The sequence below is a fragment of the Sphingobium sp. CFD-2 genome (genome assembly GCF_024611135.1).
GTDB lineage: Bacteria > Pseudomonadota > Alphaproteobacteria > Sphingomonadales > Sphingomonadaceae > Sphingobium > Sphingobium fuliginis.
On the sequence record NZ_CP084405.1, the window covers coordinates 221,514 to 242,030 of the forward strand.

The following is a 20,517-nucleotide window of genomic DNA, read 5'->3' on the forward strand; positions in this document are numbered from 1 at the left end:
GAGAAGGCCCCATGTTGCTCATTCTCGCATCCGGCGCGGCGGCCCTTGCCGTCGCCACGCCCATCCACAGCGCTGAAATCACCCATGCTTCGAACGCCTATCGGGCGAGTTACGAGACCGAATCGACGGTCCGCTTCCGCGAGGTCGAATCCCGCTTCGCCAACCGGCCGTCTATGCCGGTGTGCCGCTGGCAGGCCGAACTGGTCGTGAACCGGGACGTTGCGACGCAGGGCCGCACGCTGGCCGCCGTCGCCAAGCCGATCCATCGCTTCGCCCCGCTGTCGGGCAGCCATGCCGGCGGCTGCACTGCCGCGCGCGATGAGATCGAGGCGGAAGTCGCCCGCCACGCCAGCGCTCGCGCCGCCGAAGCGGTCGCCGTGGCGCAGCGGGACCGTTCGGTATTGCTGGGCGAGCTTGACGGCATTCATGCGCTGTCCGCGAAGGACGCCGTAACCGGCGGATGAGTCCACCGCTGATATTGATCGCGGAGGCCCAGCAGGATGTGCGCCATGAAGTGCGCCAGTCGCTGGAGGAAAGCGGGTTTCGGGCCCTGGCCGCCGCCTCTGCGAACGAAATCTGGAATGCCATGGACAGCATGCCCGTGGGAGCGGTCGTGCTGGACGCCGCGCTGCGTGGCCCGGACGGCATGGACCTGTGCCGCGACGTCCGGGACCGCAGCGACGTGCCGATCATCCTGGTGGGCGCCAACAGCAGCGAGGTCGACCGGGTGGTCGGGCTGGAACTGGGCGCCGACGATTATATGGCGAAGCCCTATTCGACCCGCGAACTGGCCGCCCGGCTGCGCGCGGTGCTGCGCCGTGGGCGCAACGAGCGCGCCCTTGGCGTGCGCCGCCCGGCCGAGGCGCGGTTCGAAGGATGGGTGGTGGATTCCTCCCGGCGCGAAGTTCTCGATCCCGACGGCGCGCAGGTCGATCTGACCGCCGCCGAATTTTCGTTGCTGCTCGTGTTGCTCGACCATCCGCAGGTGGTGATCGCCCGTCCGCGCCTGATGGAACTGGCCGGCGTGCGGGACGCGCCCTCGTCAGACCGCAGCGTCGACGTGCTGGTCAGCCGGTTGCGGCGCAAGCTCAGCCATGGCGGCCGGCCCGCGCCCATCGTTACGGTGCGGGGCGGCGGATATATGTTCAGCGCCGTGGTCGACCGGCGCTGAGCCGATTCGGCGCGGTCGAATGTTTCCCATCCATTGCATTGATTCCGTTGGAAAATCGGACGAGCCGTCCTGTCGATCGCGCTTTCCATCGCTCAGACATATTATTTAACAAAGCCGCTGCGACGCAGCAAAAACGCTTCCCTATTGTGCATCCTCAAGGCCGGTCTGCCCCCTGACCGGCCATCAGATAAGAAGGATGCAACGACATGAACGATCTGATCGGTCGCGTCTTCAGCTTCGAAAGCCATGTCTTTCCGAACCAGAGCGCGCTTTACAACCGCCTCGCCAGCGACGGGCAGAGCCCCAAGGCGCTGATGATCTCCTGCGCGGATTCGCGCATCGTGCCGGAACATATCATGCAGGCCGATCCGGGCGACCTGTTCGTCTGCCGCAATGCCGGCAACATCGTGCCGCCCCATGCGACGCAGAATGGCGGCGTGACCTCCACGGTCGAATATGCCGTCATGGTGCTGGGCGTGCGCGACATCATAGTATGCGGCCACAGCGATTGCGGCGCGATGAAGGCGCTGTCCACCAATGCCGACCTGAGCGCCATGCCCAATGTCGCCGCCTGGCTGCGCCACAGCCATGCCGCGCAGAAGGTGTGTCGCGAAAGCTACCCCGCCGACCTCAGCGATGCGGAAAAGCTGCGCAACATGGCGCTGGAGAATGTGGTGGCGCAGCTCGCCCATCTGCGCACCCATCCCTCGGTGGCGTCGGGCATCGCCCGCGGCGAGATCGCGCTGCACGGCTGGTATGTCGACATCCATGCCGGCCAGGTTCTGGGTCTTGACGGCGAGACCGGCCGTTTCCTGCCGCTCCGCGAAGGCCAGCCGCTGCCCGTGGCGCTGCCCCATGCCAGGCGTCTGGCGGTCGACATCGCCTATGCCGAGGCCGCGGAGTAAGCTCATGCTCAAGGCATTTTCCGGCGGCACCTTCAGCCGCGACTTCACGGCGTCCATCGTCGTCTTCCTGGTGGCGATGCCGCTCTGCATGGGTATTGCCATTGCTTCCGGGGTGCCGCCGGAAAAGGGCCTGATCACCGGCATGATCGGCGGCCTGATCGTCGGCCTGCTGGCGGGTTCGCCCCTTCAGGTCAGCGGCCCGGCGGCGGGGTTGGCGGTCATCGTCTTCGAAATCGTGCAGAAACAGGGACTGTCCGCCCTTGGGCCGATCCTGATCCTGGCCGGCGCCATTCAGGTGATCGCCGGGCTGCTGCGGGTCGGGGGCTGGTTCCGCGCGATCTCGCCCGCGGTGGTGCACGGCATGCTGGCGGGCATCGGCGTGCTGATCGTCGTCGGTCAGTTCCACGTGCTGTTCGACGACAAGCCGCTTTCCAGCGGCCTTGCCAATCTGATCGCCATGCCGGGGCAGATTTTCGGCCTCAGCAACCAGGACGCGGCCACCGCCTTCGCGGTCGGCCTTGTCACCATCGGCGGCATGCTGGGGTGGGAAAAGCTGCGTCCGGCCTCCATGAAGCTGCTTCCCGGCGCTCTGGTGGGCGTGGTGCTGGCGACGCTGGTCGCCTTCTTCCTCGGCCTTCCCGTCGCGCGCGTCGTGGTGCCGGAATCGATCGTCTCGGCCATTTCGCTGCCGGGCGACAATCTGGTCCAGCAGCTCCTGAACCCGACGATCATCACCACGGCCATCGCCATCGCCTTCATCGCCAGCGCGGAAACGTTGCTGTCGGCGGCGGCGGTCGACCGCATGCATGACGGCGTGCGCACCAATTACAACCGCGAACTCAGCGCGCAGGGCGTGGGCAACCTGCTTTGCGGCGTGGCCGGCGCGCTGCCCATGACGGGCGTCATCGTCCGCAGTTCGGCCAACGTCCAGGCCGGCGCCAGGACGCGGCTGTCGACGATCCTGCACGGCATCTGGATTCTGGGTTTCGTCGCCCTGCTTCCGTGGCTGTTGCGGGAAATCCCGATGGCGGCGCTGGCGGGCATCCTGGTGGTGACCGGCGTGCGTCTGGTCAGCGTGGACCATGTGAAGCATCTCCTCCACCGCTATGGGCCGCTGCCGGCCGTGGTCTGGGCAGCGACGCTGATCTGCGTCGTGGCGACCGACCTGCTGACCGGCGTTCTGGTCGGCATCGGCCTCTCGCTGATCGAGCTTCTGCCCCATGCCCGACGTCTCCGCCTGGGCGTGGACGAGGAAGCACGCGACGACGCGCATGAAGTCGCGCTGCACGGCACCGCCACCTTCCTCAACCTGCCGAAGCTGTCGGCCAGGCTGGAGGCGCTTCCCGCCGGGCGGCTCGTCATCCTGAATGTCGAGCGGCTCAGCCATATCGACCATACTTGCGCGGAAATGGTCCGCGAATGGGTCGACCGCCGCCGCGGGACCGGTGCGCAGGTCGAACTGTTCGGCGCCACCGGCCGCATGCGCCACCTCGCCGCCTGATCCTTCACCCCCTCGTCAGGCGTTGAACGAACCGCCGCATCACCCTTGGGCGATGCGGCGATTTTTCGTTAAGATGCAAACTGGAAACACAATAGAAATATTCAGAAGACTGCAAGACAATAATCGTGTTGCGGACATCACAGTGCCTTCATGTCCTTTCGCATTTGCGAAAAAGCCATTTCCCCAATTCGCCTTATCCCCATAACCTGCTCTCGATCCGCCGGTATCGAAGACGATAAGACAAGAGATCTTCGGACGGAGCGGACGCAGGACGGAACATTCTTACGTAAAAGGGGAATGTTCATGAAGTATCAGATTGCCTGTGCCGCGCTTGCGCTGCTTTCCAGCGCTCCGGCTTTCGCTCAGGAAGAGCCCGCAGGCCCCGTCACCGTCACTGGCAGCGTCGGCCTGGTTTCCGACTATCGTTTCCGCGGCGTGTCGCAGAGCGACCGTGGCATGGCCATTCAGGGCGGCATCACTGCCACGCATGAAAGCGGCTTCTATGTCGGCACCTGGGGTTCGAGCCTTGGCGGCTGGGGCCGTTTCGGCGGGGCGAACATGGAACTCGACCTGGTCGCCGGCTATTCCGCCGCGCTGGGCGAGGGCACCACGGTCGACGTCGGCCTGACCTGGTACATGTATCCGTCGGGCGCCGACAAGACGGACTTCGCCGAACCCTATGTGAAGCTGTCCCACCAGTTCGGCCCGGTCAAGGGCCTGGTCGGCGTCGCCTATGCTCCCAAGCAGGAAGCGCTTGGCAAGTGGCAGAGCAGCGCCACCAGCGGCATCGACGATCCGGGCGACAAGGAAGACAATTTCTACGTCTGGGGGGATCTGAGCGCCGCGGTTCCCAACACCCCCGTCACGCTGAAGGCCCATATGGGCTGGTCGAACGGCAATTCGGGCCTGGGGCCCAACGGCACCTCGATCGCGCCGACCGGCAAATATCTCGACTGGCTGGTCGGCGCCGACCTGGCCATTCCCGGCACGCCGCTGACCGTGGGCGTCGCCTATGTCGACACCGATATCGCCAGGGTCGAGGAAGAATATCTGCGCCCGAACTTCATGGTCAATGACAGCAAGGACTTCGGCAAGTCGATCGCGCGCAGCACGATCCTCTTCTCGCTGAGCGCCGCTTTCTGATCCCATGCGCCGGGCCCGGTTCGCCGGGCCCGGCGCATGCTTCTTTCCCGGTCGTGACAAATTGTTTCTGCTGTCGCATCCGGGCGCTTCCCGCCGGCCCTGCGGTTGACCCGGGGTCCGGCCGTCCTTATCCCGCTGTCATGCCCATAGCCGTGCCGACATTTTCATGACCGCGCCGACCATCATCCTTGTCGAAGACGACCCGCCGCTGCGCACCCTGACGGCGCGGGCGTTGCAGGAGCATGGCTATCAGGTCCGCCCGGCGTCCTCCGGGCCGGAGATGTGGGTGGCGTTCGACGCCGGGCCGGTCGACCTTGTCGTGCTGGACGTCATGCTGCCGGGCACCAACGGCATCGATCTCTGCCGCCAGATCCGCCGCAAGAGCGACGTACCCATCATCTTCATCAGCGCCAAGGGCAGCGAGACCGACCGCATCGTCGGGCTGGAGCTGGGCGCGGACGACTATCTGCCCAAGCCCTTCGGCACGCGCGAGCTGATCGCCCGCATCCGCGCCATATTGCGCCGCGTCGGCGTGGAGCGCGGGCCGGACGAGCATCGCGAGAATGAGGCGCGCTTCGACGGCTGGATCGTCAACTTCCCCCGGCGGGAACTGCGTTCGCCGACCGGCGCCATCGTCGACCTGACCGGCGCGGAGTTCGACCTGCTGGGCAGCTTCCTCAGCCATCCGCAGCGCGTCATCGCCCGTGAGCGGCTGATCGAGCTTTCGCGCACCCGCATGGGCGACAGCAGCGACCGCAGCATCGACGTGCTGGTCAGCCGCCTGCGCCGCAAGCTGTCGACGCAGGATCGCACGGCGCCGATCACCACCGTTCGCGGCGTCGGCTATATGTTCAACGCGGAGGTCAGCCGCGCTTGAGACGGCATGTCAGCCTGGTCGGCCAGATTTTCGCGATCCTGCTGCTGACCCTGACGCTGGAATTCGCCGTCGGCATCTTCCTGAACGAACGGTCCAACCACCTCTCGCTACAGGATGACGAGGCCCGGCGCCTGGCCGAACATCTGGTCATCGCGCGCAAGCTGCTGACCGAACATCCGCCGGACGAGCGGCATGCGCTGTCGCTGCAACTCACCACCGATCGCTACGACGTGCACTGGACCCCGTCCTCGCCGCCGCCGCCGGCCCTGGCGCCGGGGCTGGAGCGGATGCGCCGGCAGATCGTAAACTGGGAACCGACGCTGGAACAGTCGGGCCTGTGGCTGCGCCTCGCCTCGCCCGGCCGGGTTTCGGAGATCAATGGCGGCCTGCGCCTGGCAGACGGAAGCTGGCTTTATTTCGGCATGCGCCATAGCGGCGGCAAATGGACCTTCGCCATCGGCCGCATGGGGCTGGCGCTGATCCCGGTGCTGGCGCTGCTGATCGTCGGCGGCATCATGATCCGGCGGACGCTGGCGCCGCTGCGCGACCTGACCCGCGCGACCGAGCGCATTGGCCTGAGCGACGAAGTGATCGTGGAGGAGGGCGGGTCCAATGACGTCCGCAACCTCATCCGCGCCTTCAACGCCATGCAGAAGCGCATCCATCGCCTGATCACCGAACGGACGGAGACTTTGGCGGCGGTCGGCCACGACATGCGGACCCCGCTCGCCCGGTTGCGGCTGCGGCTGGAGAACCTGCCCGACAACGAAGCGCGGGAGGCGATCGAGGGCGACCTCGCGGAAATGGGCGAGATGATCGATTCGCTGCTTGCCTTCCTGGGCGGCGAGAAGAATGGCGAACCGCCGGTGCGCACCGACCTGGCCGTGCTGGTGGCGACGGTGGTCGACGCCTTCCAGGATCAGGGCAGGCAGGTCGATTATGCGGGGCCCGACCATCTGGAAATGGCCGTGCGGTCGCTCACCCTGCGCCGGGCGATCGTCAACCTGATCGAAAATGCGCTGCACTATGGCAGCCGCGCCCGCGTCACGCTGGAGCGCCGGGACCGGGAAGTGCTGATCCGGGTCGACGATGACGGACCCGGCATCCCGCGCGACAAGCTGGACGAGGTGTTGAAGCCCTTTGCGCGTCTGGACGAGGCGCGGCAGCGCAACACGCGCGGGCTTGGCCTGGGTCTGGCCATCGTCGCGCGGGCCGTGGAACTGGAGGGGGGCGAACTGACCCTCGCCAACCGGCCCGAAGGGGGATTGCGGGCGGAAATCTGCCTGCATCTTCCGGCCGATGCCCAGAAGCGCTGACAAAAGAGAATCTGCCTGCCCTCAAGCAAAACTCATTTACTGGCGGGCGGGATGCCGCGCTATGCCGGGCGTCTGTATGAAAAGAGGCGCTTATGACGGCAGAAGGCGAAAAGGAAATCGCCCAGGGTTATTGGGATATAGACAGGCTGGCGACCGAGCTGGGCGCGGTGCGGCGGCGCTGGCGGCAGGGGCAGGACCACCACGCCGAATATGGCGCGGAGGGATTTCCGTCGCGCGCCACGCTGACCAAGATCATGGAGGCGCTGTGCGGTGCGCTGTTTCCGCTGCGCCTTGGCCCCAGCTTCGTGCGCCTGCATAATGAGGACGCCTATGTCGCCCAGACGCTGCAGACGGTGCTCAGCCGGCTTTACGGACAGATCAGGCTGGAACTGATCTATGCGATGAAGGACGAGCCGATCGCGCATGTGGACCGGGAAGCGTCGCGCATCATCGGCGCTTTCGCGGAAAGCCTGCCGGCCCTGCGCGAACTGCTCGACAGCGATGTGGAGGCGGCCTTTCTGGGCGATCCCGCCGCGCGCAGCGTGGATGAGGTGCTGATCTGCTATCCCTCGATGATGGCGATCACGCACCATCGTCTGGCGCACCGGCTTTATCAGCTGGGCGCGCCGCTGGTGGCGCGGATCATCTCCGAAATCGCGCATGGCAGCACCGGGATAGACATTCATCCAGGTGCGAGGATCGGGCACAGCTTCTTCATCGATCATGGCACCGGCGTGGTCATCGGGGAAACGGCGATCGTCGGGGACCGGGTGCGCGTCTATCAGGGCGTGACGCTGGGCGCGCGCAGCTTTCCGGCCGATGAGAAGGGCGCACTGGAAAAGGCCCTGCCGCGCCATCCGATCATCGAGGACGATGTGGTGATCTATGCCGGCGCGACGATATTGGGGCGCATCATCATCGGCAGCCGGTCGGTGATCGGCGGCAATGTCTGGCTGACCGACAGCGTGCCCGCGGACAGCAACGTCCGCCAGGCCAAGGCGCATTATGAAGTCACCAGCCGCGTGGAAGTGTCCGCGCCCCATCGCGTCCACGCGCTGCTGGAGGAAGGGCGCGACGGGATAGCGGAGAATATCTGAGGCGGCAGCGAGCCTTCAAAAACTTCGTCATTCCTGCCTTCGCGGGAATGACAGGTTTATTCATTTACTCCGCCGCGCAGCTATCCCCGTCCCCGGCGATCAGGTCGAGGCAGCGTCCGTCGATCTGGTCCTTCGGCACCGGCAATTCGATCAGCGCGGCCAGCGTCGGCATGATGTCCACCGTTTCCACGCCGAGCGGCTGTTCGAAATGGGCCAGCCCCTTGCGCCAGAACAGGATCGGCACGCGGCGGTCGGTATCCCAGGGTGAGCCATGGGTCGCGACCGATCCCATCACCGCCGCTTCGGGGATCGACATGACGCGCGGTTTCAGCAGCAGCAGCAGGTCGCCCGAACGCTGCGGGTCGAAGCTGGCGCGGGCTTCCTGGATCAGCGACCAGCTTTCCGGGGGCCCGGAGGGGGAGGGGGTGGCGGCGATTTCCGCCCTGGTGAAGACGGTCTGCACCTGGGGGTGAGCGCGGAGAAGGGCCAGGGCGGCCGCTTCCACCCTGTCGCGCTGGGCGGCGGTCAGGCTGCGGTCGAAATAGAGGTCGCCCGCTGGGCCATCGCCCCAGATCAGCGTCTTGCCCATGATGCCGGTCCTTTCCGCGACCGCCGCCGACAATGCCTTGGGCGTGAGCGCCCTGTCTACGCGCTGCTCCATCGGCATGGCGTTCATCCGGTGCCGCTCGGGCAGGTCATGGCCGCCATGGTCGGCGGTCAGCACCACGGCATAGTCGATGCCATCCTTGTCCAGCCGGTCGAAGAAGGCGCCCAGTTCGCGGTCCAGCCGGTCGACCTGGATGCAGCTTTCCGTACCCTCCGTGCCGTAGGTGTGGCCGATATAGTCCGTCGCGGACAGGCCGATGGAGATGATGTCGGTCTGCGCCTGCCGGCCCAGGGCCATGTTCTCGATGGCGGCGGCGGCGAAGGCGAGGGTCATTGCATCCTGCTCCGGCGAGATGCGGAAGGCCTTGTAATCGCCCGCCTCCCGCGCGAAACGGCCGGTGCCGACGATCCGGTCGCCCGCCTTCACCGGAAAATCCTTGGCCGCGCATTGCGGCGGCAGTTCGAAGCCGGGATTGCCCTCTGCCAGACGCTGGGCCATCACCTCATTGACCCTGGCGACCAGCGGCGGCGTCGCCACGCCCTTGTAGCTGACATAGCCCTTCGGCCCGCCCAGCCACCAGACCTGATCGGCCGTCGGTCCGCCCATCATGATCGCCGCGCGGTCCTTGCCCGCGACCGATACGACGCGCGTCGCCGGATTGGCCGCCTTCATCCGCCCGCCCAGCGTCGGCACCCTGAGATGCGTGGGCGAAGCCTGGTAATTTTCGCTGTCGGTGCCCGGCTGCGTCTCATCCTCCGCGCAATAGACCAGCTTGTCGGCGCGGGCGGTGCGCAGGTCGAACCAGCTATTGGCGATGATGCCGGTGCGCGACGGGCGGCTGCCGGTCAGGATGGTGCTGTGGCCGGGGCAGGTTTCGGTCGCGGCATGGCTTTGATAACCGCGCGGGAAGACGATGCCCTGTTCCGTCAGCCGCTTGAGGCCGCCGCTATAATATTGGCGATATTCGCTGAACAGATCGGCGGAAAACTGGTCGATGGCGATGGCGACGATCAGCCTGGGCGGGGCGGAAGGCGTGGGGGTGGCCGCTGGTTGGGCCAGCGCGGGCAGCGAACTGGCGATGAGCAGGGCGGCGGCGACTTTTTTGAACATGGGGGAGGAGACCTTCTGATGCCTTGACGGCGCATGCAAGCGGACCTAGCCCCCTTGCGTCCACCGGAACAGAGGCCCGATGCGGATTTTTCATGTCCTTCTGATGACAGTGCTTTTGCTGTTCGCGCCAGCCATGGCGCGGGCGCAGGGCGCGTTCGGCGGGGGCGCGCCGCATATCGCGGCGGAACTGGCCGCCGAAAGCGCCGTGCCGAGGCCGGGCGAGGGGCAGGCGTCGGGCACGACGATCGCCTTTTCCATGACGCCGGAGCCGGGCTGGCACGGCTATTGGGAAAATCCGGGCGATGCGGGGCTGGGCATGACCGTCAAATGGACGCTGCCCAAGGGGGTCGCCATCGGCCCGCTGCGCTATCCGGTGCCGGAGACATTGTTGATCTCCGGCCTCATGAACCATGTCTATGAGGGCCCCTATGGCGTGCTGGCGAAGCTGACCGTCGCGCCGGACGTGCCCAAGGGCACGAAGCTGCCGATCCGCGTCCGCGCCGACTGGCTGGCCTGCACAGACAAGGTCTGCGTGCCCGAGGGGGCGGAACTGGCGCTGGACCTGATGGCGGGTGACGGCTCCATCCTGCCGGGCAGCAGGGCGCAGTTCGACGGCTGGCGCAGCCACCTCCCGCGTCCGCTGGGCAGCGAGGCGGCCTATGCCATGGCTGACGGTCGCCTGCGCCTGTCCATTCCTTTCCCCGCGGCGGCGAGCGTCCGCGACGTCCATCTTTTCGCGCTGGCCGACGGCCTCATCCGCTATGCCGCCCCGCAAAGCGTCATGCGGCAGGGCGATCGGCTGCTGATCGAAACCGAAGCCGGACAAGGCATGAGATCCGGGCCGGTCCAGGCCGTCCTGCGCACCGGCGACCATGTCGGTTTCCTGCTGACGGCCCGGCCCGGCGCGGTTGCCGCCGCGCGGCCCGCCACCTTCCAGACGGTCCTCCTCGCGCTGGGCGGCGCGCTGGTCGGCGGCCTGCTGCTCAACATCATGCCCTGCGTCTTTCCGATCCTGGGGCTGAAGGCGATGAAGCTCGCCCGCGCGGGGGGCGATGAGCATGTCGTCCGGCGGGAGGCGCTGGCCTACAGCCTTGGCATCATCCTCACCTGCCTCGCGCTGGGCGGCGTGCTGCTGGGCCTGCGCGCGGCGGGCGCGGCCGTGGGCTGGGCGTTCCAGTTGCAGGACCCGCGCATCATCCTGCTGCTGTTGCTGCTGGTGACGGCGATCACGCTCAACCTCGCCGGGCTGTTCGAACTCAGCGCCTTCGGCGGCGGCGACAGGCTGGCGGACAAGGGGGGCGCATCCGGCGCCTTCTGGACCGGCGCGCTGGTCGCCTTCGTCGCCACGCCCTGCACCGGGCCGTTCATGGGCGCCGCCATGGGCGCGGCGCTGGTCCTGCCGCTCGGCGCGGCGCTGGCGATCTTCGCGGGGCTTGGCCTTGGCCTGGCGCTGCCCTTTCTGGCGCTGGCCTATATCCCGCCGCTCCGCACGCGTTTGCCCAGGCCAGGCGCGTGGATGGGGCGGCTTCAGAAGATCCTCGCCATCCCGATGGCGTTGACCGCGCTGGGCCTGCTGTGGCTGCTCGGCCAGCAGCGCGGCGTTACGGCCATCGTGCTGGGCGTTGGCGCGGCGCTGATCCTCGGCGCCGGCCTGTGGTGGCTTGGGCGCAGGCAGCGTCACGGCCGGCGCGGCGGGCTTGCCATGATCTGCGCTGCGCTCATCCTCTTCGCAGGAGCCGCCATTTTGTTGCCGGCGCATGCGCCGGCCGCCGCAGCATCGGCCCATGGCGTCCCCTTCGACGAAGCCCGCCTCGCCAGCCTTCGCGCCGCGAAAAAGCCGGTTTTCCTTTATTTTACCGCCGACTGGTGCCTGACCTGCAAGGCCAATGAAGCCGCCGCCATCGATCGCGAAGAGACCCGCGCGGCCTTCAAAAGGGCGGGCGTCACGGTGATGGTGGGCGACTGGACCAATGCCGACCCCGCCATCACCCGCTTCCTGGAAGGGCAGGGGCGTTCCGGCGTCCCGCTCTACCTCTGGTATGCGCCTGGCCGGGAGGCGCAGACATTGCCGCAGCTTCTGACGCCCGCCACGCTGACGGCGCTGGTGCCCTGATGGCCAAGGTCCGCGCCGATCAGCTGCTCGTCGACAGCGGCCTTGCCGAAAGCCGGGCGCGCGCGCAGGCGCTGATCCTGGCCGGCCTCGTCTTCCTGGGCGACCGGAAGATCGACAAGGCCGGGCAGCAGGTCGCCGCCGACGCCGGGCTGGAGGTGAAGGGCCGCGACCATCCCTGGGTGTCGCGGGGCGGCATCAAGCTGGCCCATGCGCTGGAGCATTTCCATATCGACGTGACCGGCGCCGTCGCCATCGACGTCGGCAGTTCGACCGGAGGCTTCACCGACGTCCTGCTGACCCATGGCGCGGCGCGGGTCTATGCGGTGGACAGCGGCACCAACCAGCTTGCCTGGAAGCTGCGTTCCGACCCCCGCGTCATCGTCCATGAACAGACCAGCGCCCGCATCCTGACCGCCGATCACATCCCGGAGCCGGTGGACATCATCGTCTGCGACGCCAGCTTCATAGCGCTCGCCAAGGTGTTGGACCGGCCCTTGAGCTTCGCCCGTCCCGGCGCGCGCCTGGTCGCCCTCATCAAGCCGCAGTTCGAGGCGGGGCGGGAGGAAGTCGGCAAGGGCGGTGTCGTGCGCGATCCCGCGATCCATGAACGGGTGTGCAACGACGTCCGGGAATGGGTGTTGTCACGCGGGTGGCAGGTCGAAGGCATAACCGCCAGCCCGATTACCGGCCCACAGGGCAATGTCGAATTTCTCCTCTTCGCAATATTTGGCGGATAATCCCATCCTGTTCGTTTCGCCGCTATAGTCATCATCTGCGACAAATGCCCATTTGAGTCGCTTGCAAAGGCCGATTAGCCCGATCCCATGCGCACCATCCTGCCTGTCTTCCTGATCGCGCTGACCCTTTCCGCCTGTGGCGGTCAAAAGGAAAAGAAGCCGCGTCCTTCCGCACTGGTCGAAGCCGCGCCCATATTGCGCGAAACCTTCACCGACAATCTGGACGCGGTCGGCACCGCCTTCGCCAATGAGCAGGTGGTGTTGTCTGCCCCGGTGACGGAGCGGATCATCTCTCTCAATTTCAGCGACGGCGGCTATGTCGGCAAGGGGCAGGTGATCGCGTCCCTGGCCGTGGGTCAGGAGAAGGCGGAACTCGCCGCCGCCCAGGCGCAGGCGCTTCAGGCGCAGCAGCAACTGGAGCGCATCAAGGCGTTGAAGGAGCGGGGCTTCGCAACCGCCGCCAGCCTCGACAGCCAGGTCGCGCTGGCCAATGCCGCCCGCGCCAGCGCGCAGCAGGCCCGCGCCTCCATCGGGGACCGCGTGGTGCGCGCACCCTTCTCCGGCTGGGTCAGCCTGCGCATGGTGTCGCCCGGCGCCATCGTCACCGCCGGCACGCCGATCGCCACGGTCAGCGACATTTCGCGGATCAAGCTGGACTTCACCATCCCCGAAACCCGCCTGGCGCTGGTGCGGGAGGGGCAGCCGATCAGGGCGGTCTCCGCCGCCTGGCCCGACCGGCCCTTCACCGGCACCATCGCCACCATCGATCCGGTGATCGACCCCGCCACCCGCGCCGTCCGGATACGCGCCATCCTGCCCAATCCCGACCGCGCGCTGAAGCCCGGCATGCTGCTGACGGTGAATGTGCTTGCGAAGCAGCGCCAGTCGCTGGCCGTGCCCGAGCTGGCGGTCGTGGGCGATGGTGAGGATCGCTTCGTCTTCCTGGTGGAGGATGGCAAGGCCAGGCGGACCAGGGTCGATACCGGCATCCGCCAGAACGGGCTGGTCGAGATATTGGGCGGGGTGAAGCCGGGCCAGACGGTCGTCACCGACGGCGTCGTCAAGCTGACCGACGGCGTGCCCGTCCGCCTGCCCGGCGACAAGCCGGAAGCGAAAAGCGCCAGCGCCGGCCGGGCGGCCGGTTAGGGAGGCGCGGCCATGCAGCTTTCGGACCTGTCCGTCCGTCGCCCGGTCTTCGCGGCGGTCGTCGCGGTGCTGCTTTGCATCGTCGGGATGGTCGGCTATCTCAGCCTTTCCATTCGCGAATATCCCGATACCGATCCGCCCATCGTGTCGGTGGAGACGACCTATACCGGTGCGGCGGCGTCGGTGGTGGAAACCCGCATCACCCAGATCATCGAGGATGGCGTCGCGGGCGTACAGGGCATACAGAACATCACCTCGACCTCGCGCGACGGCGTCTCCTCGATCAGCATCGAATTCGATCCGTCGCGCGACATCGATTCCGCCGCGAACGACGTGCGCGACCGCGTGGGCGGCGTGGTGGAGGATTTGCCGGAGGATGCGCTCGCGCCCGAAATCCGCAAGGTCGATGCGGATGCTCGGTCGATATTGTTCATCGTGTTCACCAGGGACGGCTGGACCCCGACGCAGATTGCCGACTATCTCGACCGCAATGTGCTGGACCGTTTCTCGGCCATTGACGGCGTCGCCCGCGTCACCGGCGGCGGCGACGAACGGCCCTCCACCCGCATCTGGCTGAATGCGGAGAAGCTGACCGCCTTCGGCATCACGCCGGGCGACATAGAGGCCGCCCTGCGCGCGCAGAATGTCGAACTGCCCGCCGGGCGCTTCGAATCGAAGGACCAGAACCAGACGCTGCGCGTCGAGCGCGCCTTTTCCACGCCCGAACAATTCGCCCAGCTTGTCGTCGGGCGCGGTGCGGACGGTTATCAGGTGAAGCTGGGCGATGTCGCGCGGATCGAGCAGGGCGCGGAAAACCCCTATACCTCCTTCCGCTCCAACGCCGCGACAGGCGTCGGCGTGGGCATCATCCGCCAGTCGGGCGCGAACACGCTGGAGGTCGCGGAAAAGGCGAAGGCGCTGATCGCTGAACTGCGGCCCACGCTTCCCGCGGGCATGAAAGTCACCATCGGATCGGACGAATCGCTGTTCATCAGCCGCGCCATCGACAATGTCTACGACACGCTGGCCGAAGCGGCGCTGCTGGTCGTGCTGGTCATCTTCCTCTTCCTCGGCTCCCTGCGCGCGACGATCATTCCGTCGGTCACAGTGCCGATCTGCCTGCTGGCGACCTGCGCGGTCATGTGGCTGCTGGGGCTGTCGATCAATCTGCTGACCTTGCTCGCCTTCGTGCTGGCCATCGGCCTGGTGGTGGACGACGCCATCGTCGTGCTGGAGAATGTCTATCACCGCATCGAACAGGGGGAGGACCCGCTGGTCGCCTCCTATCTCGGCACGCGGCAGGTGGGCTTCGCCATCATTTCGACCACGCTGGTGGTCTGCGCGGTGTTCGTGCCGGTGATGTTCCTCGCCGGGCAGACGGGCCTGCTCTTCCGCGAACTCGCCATCGCGATGATCGCCGCCATCGCCTTTTCGGGCTTCATTTCCCTGAGCCTCGCGCCGATGCTCTGTTCGAAGCTGTTGCGCCATTCCGAACGGTCACGCCTGTCGCGCTGGGTCGACGACCGGTTCCAGCGGCTGGAGGCGGGCTATGCGCGGCTGCTGGACCGTGTGCTGAAACGGCCCGTCCTCGCTCTCGTGCCCGTGCTGCTGTTCCTGGCGGGGACGGGCGTGCTGTTCACCACGCTGCCGACCGAACTGGCCCCGGCGGAGGATACCGGCGTCGTCGATGGGCAGGTGACTGCGCCCGAAGGCACCGGGTTCGACCGCATGAACGCCTATATGCAGAGGATCGAGACCGATCTTCAGCCGTTGCGCGATGAAGGCACGCTGCAGGTGCTGAACATCCGTGCACCCGCCGGCTTCGGCACCAGCGACGATTTCAACGGCGGCAACATCATCGCCTTCCTGCGGCCCTGGGAGGACCGCACGATCACCACGGCGCAGGTGGCCGACACCATCAACAAGGTGATCGCCAACCAGCCGGGGGTGCGCGGCAATGTCGCGCCGCGTTCCGGGCTTGGCCGTGGCCGTGGCCTGCCGGTCAATCTGGTGCTGGCCGGTGCGACCTATGAGGGGCTGGTGGCCGCGCGCGACCGCATCATGGCCGCCGCCGCGACCAATCCGGGCCTCATCAACCTCGATTCCGACTATAAGGAGACCAAGCCGCAGATGCGGATCGAGGTGGATCAGCAGCGGGCGGGCGACCTGGGCGTGTCTGCCAACGACATCAGCCAGGCCTTGCAGACGCTGCTCGGTTCCCGCCGCGTCACCACCTATGTCGACCGGGGCGAGGAATATCGCGTGCTGGTGCAGGCAGAGCGGGAGGGGCGGCAGACCCAGGCGGACCTCGAACGCATCAATGTGCGCAGCCGCACCGGCGTCCTCGTGCCGCTGTCCGCCGTAGTCACCGTCCGCGAGGTCGCCGGTCCGCGCCAGCTCAACCGCTACAACAAGCTGCGTGCCATCACGCTGACGGCCGCGCTCGCGCCGGGCTATTCGCTGGGCGAGGCGCTGGGTTTCCTGGAGGAACAGGCGCGCCAGTCGCCTGAGGTGCTGGCGCTCGGCTATCGGGGCGAGAGCCAGTCGCTGCGCGAGACCGGCGGGTCGATCTGGCTCGTCTTCGGGCTCACCATATTGATCGTCTATCTGCTGCTAGCCGCGCAGTTCGAAAGCTTCGTCCATCCCGGCGTCATCATCGCCACCGTGCCGCTGGCGGTGGCGGGCGGCGTGCTGGGGCTGGCGCTGACGGGCGGATCGGTCAATCTCTACAGCCAGATCGGCATCGTCATGCTGGTGGGGCTGGCGGCGAAGAACGGCATATTGATCGTCGAATTCGCCAACCAGCTGCGCGACGAGGGGCTGGAGATCGGCGCGGCCATCCGTCAGGCCGCCGCCCGGCGCCTGCGCCCGATCCTGATGACCTCCATCGCGACGGTCATCGGCGCAATGCCGCTGGTCATTCGCGGCGGCGCGGGCGCGGCGGCGCGCCATTCCATCGGCGTGGTGGTGGTTTCGGGCGTCAGCCTGGCGACGCTGATCACGCTGTTCCTGATCCCGATCCTCTATTCGCGGGTTGCAGGACGAACCGTTTCACCGCAAACCGTCAGTCGGCGGCTTGACTCGGCCTTGAAGGATTCGCCGGAAGCCGCCGAATAAAAGGTGGAGCTTCGTTGCCGATGAACGAGATTGCGTCTCCGGGTCAATTACGTCTTGCCTATGCGCGCTGGGCGCTGGTTACTGTGCCTGCGATTGTTTTCCTTGGCTTTCTTTCGGGCAAGCTCGCCAATAGTGGCTATGGCAATCGCTGGTTCGCCGCCCTCGCCAAGCCGGAGCTGATCCCGCCCGGCTGGGTCTTCGGCCTTGCCTGGACCGTGCTCTACATATTGATGGCGCTCGCGTTCGCCATCGTCCTGCACGCGCGGGGCGCACGAGGGCGGGGCATCGCGATTGCGGCCTTCATCGTGCAACTGGGCCTCAACCTCCTCTGGTCCCCGCTTTTCTTCCGCGCGCATCTGGTGGACCAGGCGCTGCTGCTGATCGTCCTGCTGTTCCTGCTCGTCGCCGTCACGACCGCGCTGTTCTGGCGCGTCCGCCGCGTCGCGGGCCTGCTGCTGCTGCCCTATCTGTGCTGGCTGGCCTTCGCCTCCTACCTCAACTATGAGATCGGCCGCCTCAATCCGGACGCGGAAAGCCTTGGCAAACCCGCGCTCCAGACTCAGATATGATTTTTGGCGCCGCCCATCGCGGCGCCGCACGGAAGGATAAGCATCATGCAGAGCGAAAACCGCTTTTTCGACGACCTTGCCAAGCTGGTGAACGGCGCGGCCGGAACCGTCGCGGGCATGAGCCGGGAATTCGAGACCAATGCCCGCGAAAAAGCCAAGCAGTGGATCGGCGGCATGGATTTCGTCAGCCGCGACGAATTCGACGCGGTCAAGGCGTTGGCCGCCGCCGCCCGGGAGGAGGTGGAATTGCTGAAGGCCCGGCTCGACGCGCTGGAGGGCAAGGCGTCCGAACCGGTCAAGCAGACGGTCCGGGCCAAGCCCAGGGACGGTGAATAACCGGCTGATTTCCGGCGGAAGCGGAGTTGTCCACGCATTTTCCATGCCGCCCCGGTTTCCACCGGCGCAAAAAATGCTTTAAGGCGCGCAGATGATGGACAGCGACGAATATGAAAATGGCGGTCAGGAGGCCGCGCCGATCGACATGCTGGCCGCCTATTTCGAGGCGCATGGCTGGAGCTACGATCAGGTCGGTGAGGATGAGATCGTCGCCAGCACCCAGGGGTCCTGGGCGCAATATGAGCTGCGCGGCATCTGGCGCGACGAGGACCAGGTGCTGCAGATGCTCGCCCTGCCCGACATCAGGGTGAATGAGGACAAGCGCAGCGCCATCTACGAAACGCTGGGCCTGATCAACGAACAGCTTTGGCTCGGCCATTTCGAACTCTGGTCTTCCAGCGGCATCGTGCTGTTCCGCCACGGCGCGCTGCTGGGGGCGGGCGGCACGCTGACGCTCGACCAGGCGCAGATATTGGTGGAAACCGCCATAGACGAATGCGAGCGCTTCTATCCGGTGTTCCAGTTCGTCCTCTGGGGCGGCAAGACCCCGACGGAGGCGATTTCCGCCAGCCTCATCGAAACGCGCGGCGAAGCCTGAGACCCTTTCCCATGACCGACATCTGGCCCGACCATCTTTTCCTTGTCGGCTGCGGCAATATGGCGGGGCAGATGCTGCGGCGCTGGCTCGCCTGCGGCCTCGATCCGGCGCGGGTGGTCGTGTTGCGTCCCAGCGGCAAGGCGGTGGCGGAAGGGGTGAGGGTCGTCACCGACTATCCCGCCTCCCTGCCCGCCGGCACCACCATCCTGCTGGGCATGAAGCCCTATCAGCTTGGCGATGTCGCGGGCCAGCTTGCGCCGCTTTGCAGCGCCGATATGCGGATCGTTTCGATCCTTGCGGGAACGCGGCTGGCGGATCTGCGCGCCGCTTTCCCCGCGGCGGCGGAAATCGTCCGCGCCATGCCCAACCTGCCGGTGGGCATAGGGGAGGGTGTCACCGCGCTCCATGCGGATGCCGCATTCCCGGCGGCGTCGCGCAAGGCGGTGGATGCGTTCATCGCCCCGCTAGGCCTTGCCGAATGGATTGCGGATGAAGGCCAGTTCAACGAAGTCACCGCGCTGTCCGGCTGCGGACCCGCCTTTCTGTTCCGCTTCGTCGATGCCCTTGCGCGGGCGGGCGAGGCGATCGGCCTCTCCGCCGAGCAGGCCGGGCGCATGGCGCTCGCCACCGTGCGCGGCTCTGCCAGCATGGCTGCCATGGCGAGCGAAAGCCCGGCCGTGCTGGCGGATCGCGTGGCCAGCCCCGGCGGCATGACCCGGCAGGGTCTGAACGTGCTCGATGCCGACGACCGGTTGCTGAAGCTGCTCACCGATACGCTGGTCGCCGCGCGCGACCGGGGCGAGGCGATGGCCCGGGGCGAATAGGGCCGGGGCGGTTCACCTCTTCCTGCAAATCCCTTAGAGAAACGACATTTCCCTCCCTTGGAGTCCTGCGATGCTGTCCCCCGAAACGTCCATCCTTGTCCTCACCACCGGGGGGACGATCGACAAGATCTATTTCGATGCGCTGTCGGACTATCAGGTGGGCGAAACGGTGGTGGCGAAGCTGCTGGACATCGCCCGCGTCAAGCGGCCCTTCCGCATCGAGGAAGTGGTGCGCAAGGACAGCCTGGAACTGGACGATGCCGACCGCGCCCTGATCCGCGACCGTGTGGCCGCCGCGTCTGAAAGCCATATCGTCATCACCCACGGCACCGACACGATGACGGAGACGGCGAAGCTGCTTTCCGCCATCGCCGGCAAGACGGTCGTGCTGGTGGGCGCGCTCGCACCGGCACGTTTCGGGGAAAGCGACGCCAGCTTCAACCTCGGCATGGCCTTTGCGACGGTGCAGCTTGCCGCGCCGGGCGTTTACATCACGATGAGCGGGTCGGTCTTCCGGGCCGACAGGGTGGTGAAGGATCGGGAAAAGGGCGCCTTCGTCCCGATTGGCGAGTGAGTTTGCGCTGGGGGTGTTCCTGGTCGATCAGAGGACGTTTCCCCTCTCGCCCATGATCCCTTCATGACCGGCCGCTTCAGCGCGTGCCGGCATTCTCCGCCGCCACGGGAACCGCGCCGCCCTCCGGCGTCTGCGCCTTGGGCGCGAAGATGCGGAGGCTGTCGAGCGTCTTTTCCGCCATCGCCTGATATTGCTCGCTCAGCATTTCAGGATAGACGAAGCTGGCCGTTACGATGGAGCCGTCCGGCTGTTTCATCAGCCGCAGCGCGACATTGTTGCCCTCGCCGTCATTGGCGGTGCCGCGATATTCGTTATCGCCGATATAGTCGCCGCTCACCCCTTCGGAGCCTTCGCTCACCGTCTCGACGATCTGTTGCAGCGTCTGGTCGCCCTCCTTCTTCTGCCAGAAGATGCGGACGTCCGCGCCCGCGCCGGGGTCCTGATAGACCACGCCGTCCGCATTGCTGGAGGCCGCGTCCTTCTGCCAGCCTTCGGGGAAGGTGATGGAAAAGCCGCGCTCGACATTGACATAGTTGCGGGATGCGGGCGTGTCGGCCTTTGCTTCGGCCATCGCCCTGGCCGCGGCGGCATTGGCGGCGGCGGCGAGTTCGTCCTGGCTTGGGAGGTCCTCCACCGGTTCCGCGCGGCCGCAGGCGACCAGCAGGAGGAGGGGCATGGCGGCGGCGAGGATGGCGCTTTTCATCGCTCCCCCAAAGCATAGCCGCCGCGACATTTCAACGCCGCAACCGCGTGTGGCGCGATGGGACGACGGCAGT

19 protein-coding genes are annotated in these 20,517 nt (G+C 66.7%); 17 read left to right on the forward strand and 2 right to left on the reverse strand.

Features of this window, described 5'->3' with window-relative positions:
- The first annotated feature begins 11 nt into the window (after positions 1–11).
- The 8 genes from LDB29_RS01005 (at position 12) to epsC (ending at position 8,010) form a co-directional block, all read left to right on the forward strand.
- Positions 12–464, forward strand: coding sequence for a hypothetical protein (locus LDB29_RS01005; RefSeq protein ID WP_025550374.1), 453 nt, complete (start codon positions 12–14; stop codon positions 462–464).
- The gene (locus tag LDB29_RS01010; protein WP_025550376.1) at positions 461–1,171 is read left to right on the forward strand and encodes a response regulator transcription factor; all 711 of its coding nucleotides are present in this window, start codon (positions 461–463) and stop codon (positions 1,169–1,171) included. Before LDB29_RS01005 ends, LDB29_RS01010 begins: the two co-directional genes overlap by 4 nt.
- Before the next feature lie 206 nt (positions 1,172–1,377).
- Complete coding sequence (locus LDB29_RS01015; protein ID WP_025550378.1) at positions 1,378–2,076, forward strand: carbonic anhydrase; 699 nt, start codon at positions 1,378–1,380, stop codon at positions 2,074–2,076.
- Positions 2,077–2,080: 4 nt separating this feature from the next.
- Complete coding sequence (locus LDB29_RS01020; RefSeq protein WP_061936878.1) at positions 2,081–3,577, forward strand: SulP family inorganic anion transporter; 1,497 nt, start codon at positions 2,081–2,083, stop codon at positions 3,575–3,577.
- Between the two features lie 297 nt (positions 3,578–3,874).
- Entirely contained in the window at positions 3,875–4,720 is an 846-nt protein-coding gene (locus LDB29_RS01025) for a TorF family putative porin (RefSeq protein ID WP_025549718.1), read from the forward strand.
- A gap of 166 nt (positions 4,721–4,886) precedes the next feature.
- Complete coding sequence (locus tag LDB29_RS01030; RefSeq protein ID WP_025549717.1) at positions 4,887–5,597, forward strand: response regulator; 711 nt, start codon at positions 4,887–4,889, stop codon at positions 5,595–5,597.
- On the forward strand, positions 5,594–6,913 hold the full coding sequence (locus LDB29_RS01035; RefSeq protein ID WP_025549716.1) for an ATP-binding protein: 1,320 nt from the start codon (positions 5,594–5,596) through the stop codon (positions 6,911–6,913). Before LDB29_RS01030 ends, LDB29_RS01035 begins: the two co-directional genes overlap by 4 nt.
- Positions 6,914–7,005: 92 nt before the next feature.
- On the forward strand, positions 7,006–8,010 hold the full coding sequence (epsC, locus tag LDB29_RS01040) for a serine O-acetyltransferase EpsC (RefSeq protein WP_025549715.1): 1,005 nt from the start codon (positions 7,006–7,008) through the stop codon (positions 8,008–8,010).
- A 64-nt stretch (positions 8,011–8,074) separates the two neighbouring features.
- Here epsC and LDB29_RS01045 read toward each other — a convergent pair whose 3' ends face one another.
- On the reverse strand, positions 8,075–9,727 hold the full coding sequence (locus tag LDB29_RS01045) for an alkaline phosphatase family protein (RefSeq protein WP_025549714.1): 1,653 nt from the start codon (positions 9,725–9,727) through the stop codon (positions 8,075–8,077).
- 79 nt (positions 9,728–9,806) lie between these two features.
- On the opposite strand from LDB29_RS01045, the gene LDB29_RS01050 reads away from it, so the two are divergent.
- The 9 genes from LDB29_RS01050 to LDB29_RS01090 all read left to right on the forward strand — a co-directional run bounded on the left by LDB29_RS01050 (position 9,807) and on the right by LDB29_RS01090 (position 19,741).
- Positions 9,807–11,840: a protein-disulfide reductase DsbD gene (locus tag LDB29_RS01050; RefSeq protein WP_099186165.1), complete on the forward strand. Its 2,034-nt coding sequence runs from the start codon at positions 9,807–9,809 to the stop codon at positions 11,838–11,840.
- Positions 11,840–12,577 carry a TlyA family RNA methyltransferase gene (locus LDB29_RS01055; RefSeq protein WP_025549713.1) on the forward strand — a complete coding sequence of 246 codons (738 nt, stop codon included), beginning with the start codon at positions 11,840–11,842 and terminating at the stop codon, positions 12,575–12,577. The genes LDB29_RS01050 and LDB29_RS01055 overlap by 1 nt, the downstream gene beginning before the upstream one ends.
- A gap of 87 nt (positions 12,578–12,664) precedes the next feature.
- A complete protein-coding gene (locus LDB29_RS01060; RefSeq protein WP_025549712.1) occupies positions 12,665–13,723 on the forward strand; it encodes an efflux RND transporter periplasmic adaptor subunit in 1,059 nt (352 codons plus the stop codon).
- A gap of 12 nt (positions 13,724–13,735) precedes the next feature.
- A complete protein-coding gene (locus LDB29_RS01065) occupies positions 13,736–16,840 on the forward strand; it encodes an efflux RND transporter permease subunit (protein ID WP_025549711.1) in 3,105 nt (1,034 codons plus the stop codon).
- 20 nt (positions 16,841–16,860) lie between these two features.
- Positions 16,861–17,409: a TspO/MBR family protein gene (locus LDB29_RS01070; protein ID WP_025549710.1), complete on the forward strand. Its 549-nt coding sequence runs from the start codon at positions 16,861–16,863 to the stop codon at positions 17,407–17,409.
- 45 nt (positions 17,410–17,454) lie between these two features.
- Complete coding sequence (locus tag LDB29_RS01075; RefSeq protein WP_007683948.1) at positions 17,455–17,745, forward strand: accessory factor UbiK family protein; 291 nt, start codon at positions 17,455–17,457, stop codon at positions 17,743–17,745.
- A gap of 91 nt (positions 17,746–17,836) precedes the next feature.
- Entirely contained in the window at positions 17,837–18,343 is a 507-nt protein-coding gene (locus LDB29_RS01080; protein WP_025549709.1) for a YbjN domain-containing protein, read from the forward strand.
- A gap of 11 nt (positions 18,344–18,354) precedes the next feature.
- Complete coding sequence (locus LDB29_RS01085) at positions 18,355–19,167, forward strand: pyrroline-5-carboxylate reductase (protein WP_025549708.1); 813 nt, start codon at positions 18,355–18,357, stop codon at positions 19,165–19,167.
- 70 nt (positions 19,168–19,237) lie between these two features.
- Positions 19,238–19,741, forward strand: a complete 504-nt coding sequence (locus LDB29_RS01090) for an asparaginase domain-containing protein (RefSeq protein ID WP_025549707.1) — start codon at positions 19,238–19,240, stop codon at positions 19,739–19,741.
- Positions 19,742–19,817: 76 nt separating this feature from the next.
- Here LDB29_RS01090 and LDB29_RS01095 read toward each other — a convergent pair whose 3' ends face one another.
- Positions 19,818–20,444, reverse strand: coding sequence for a hypothetical protein (locus LDB29_RS01095; RefSeq protein ID WP_025549706.1), 627 nt, complete (start codon positions 20,442–20,444; stop codon positions 19,818–19,820).
- Positions 20,445–20,517 lie beyond the last annotated feature (73 nt).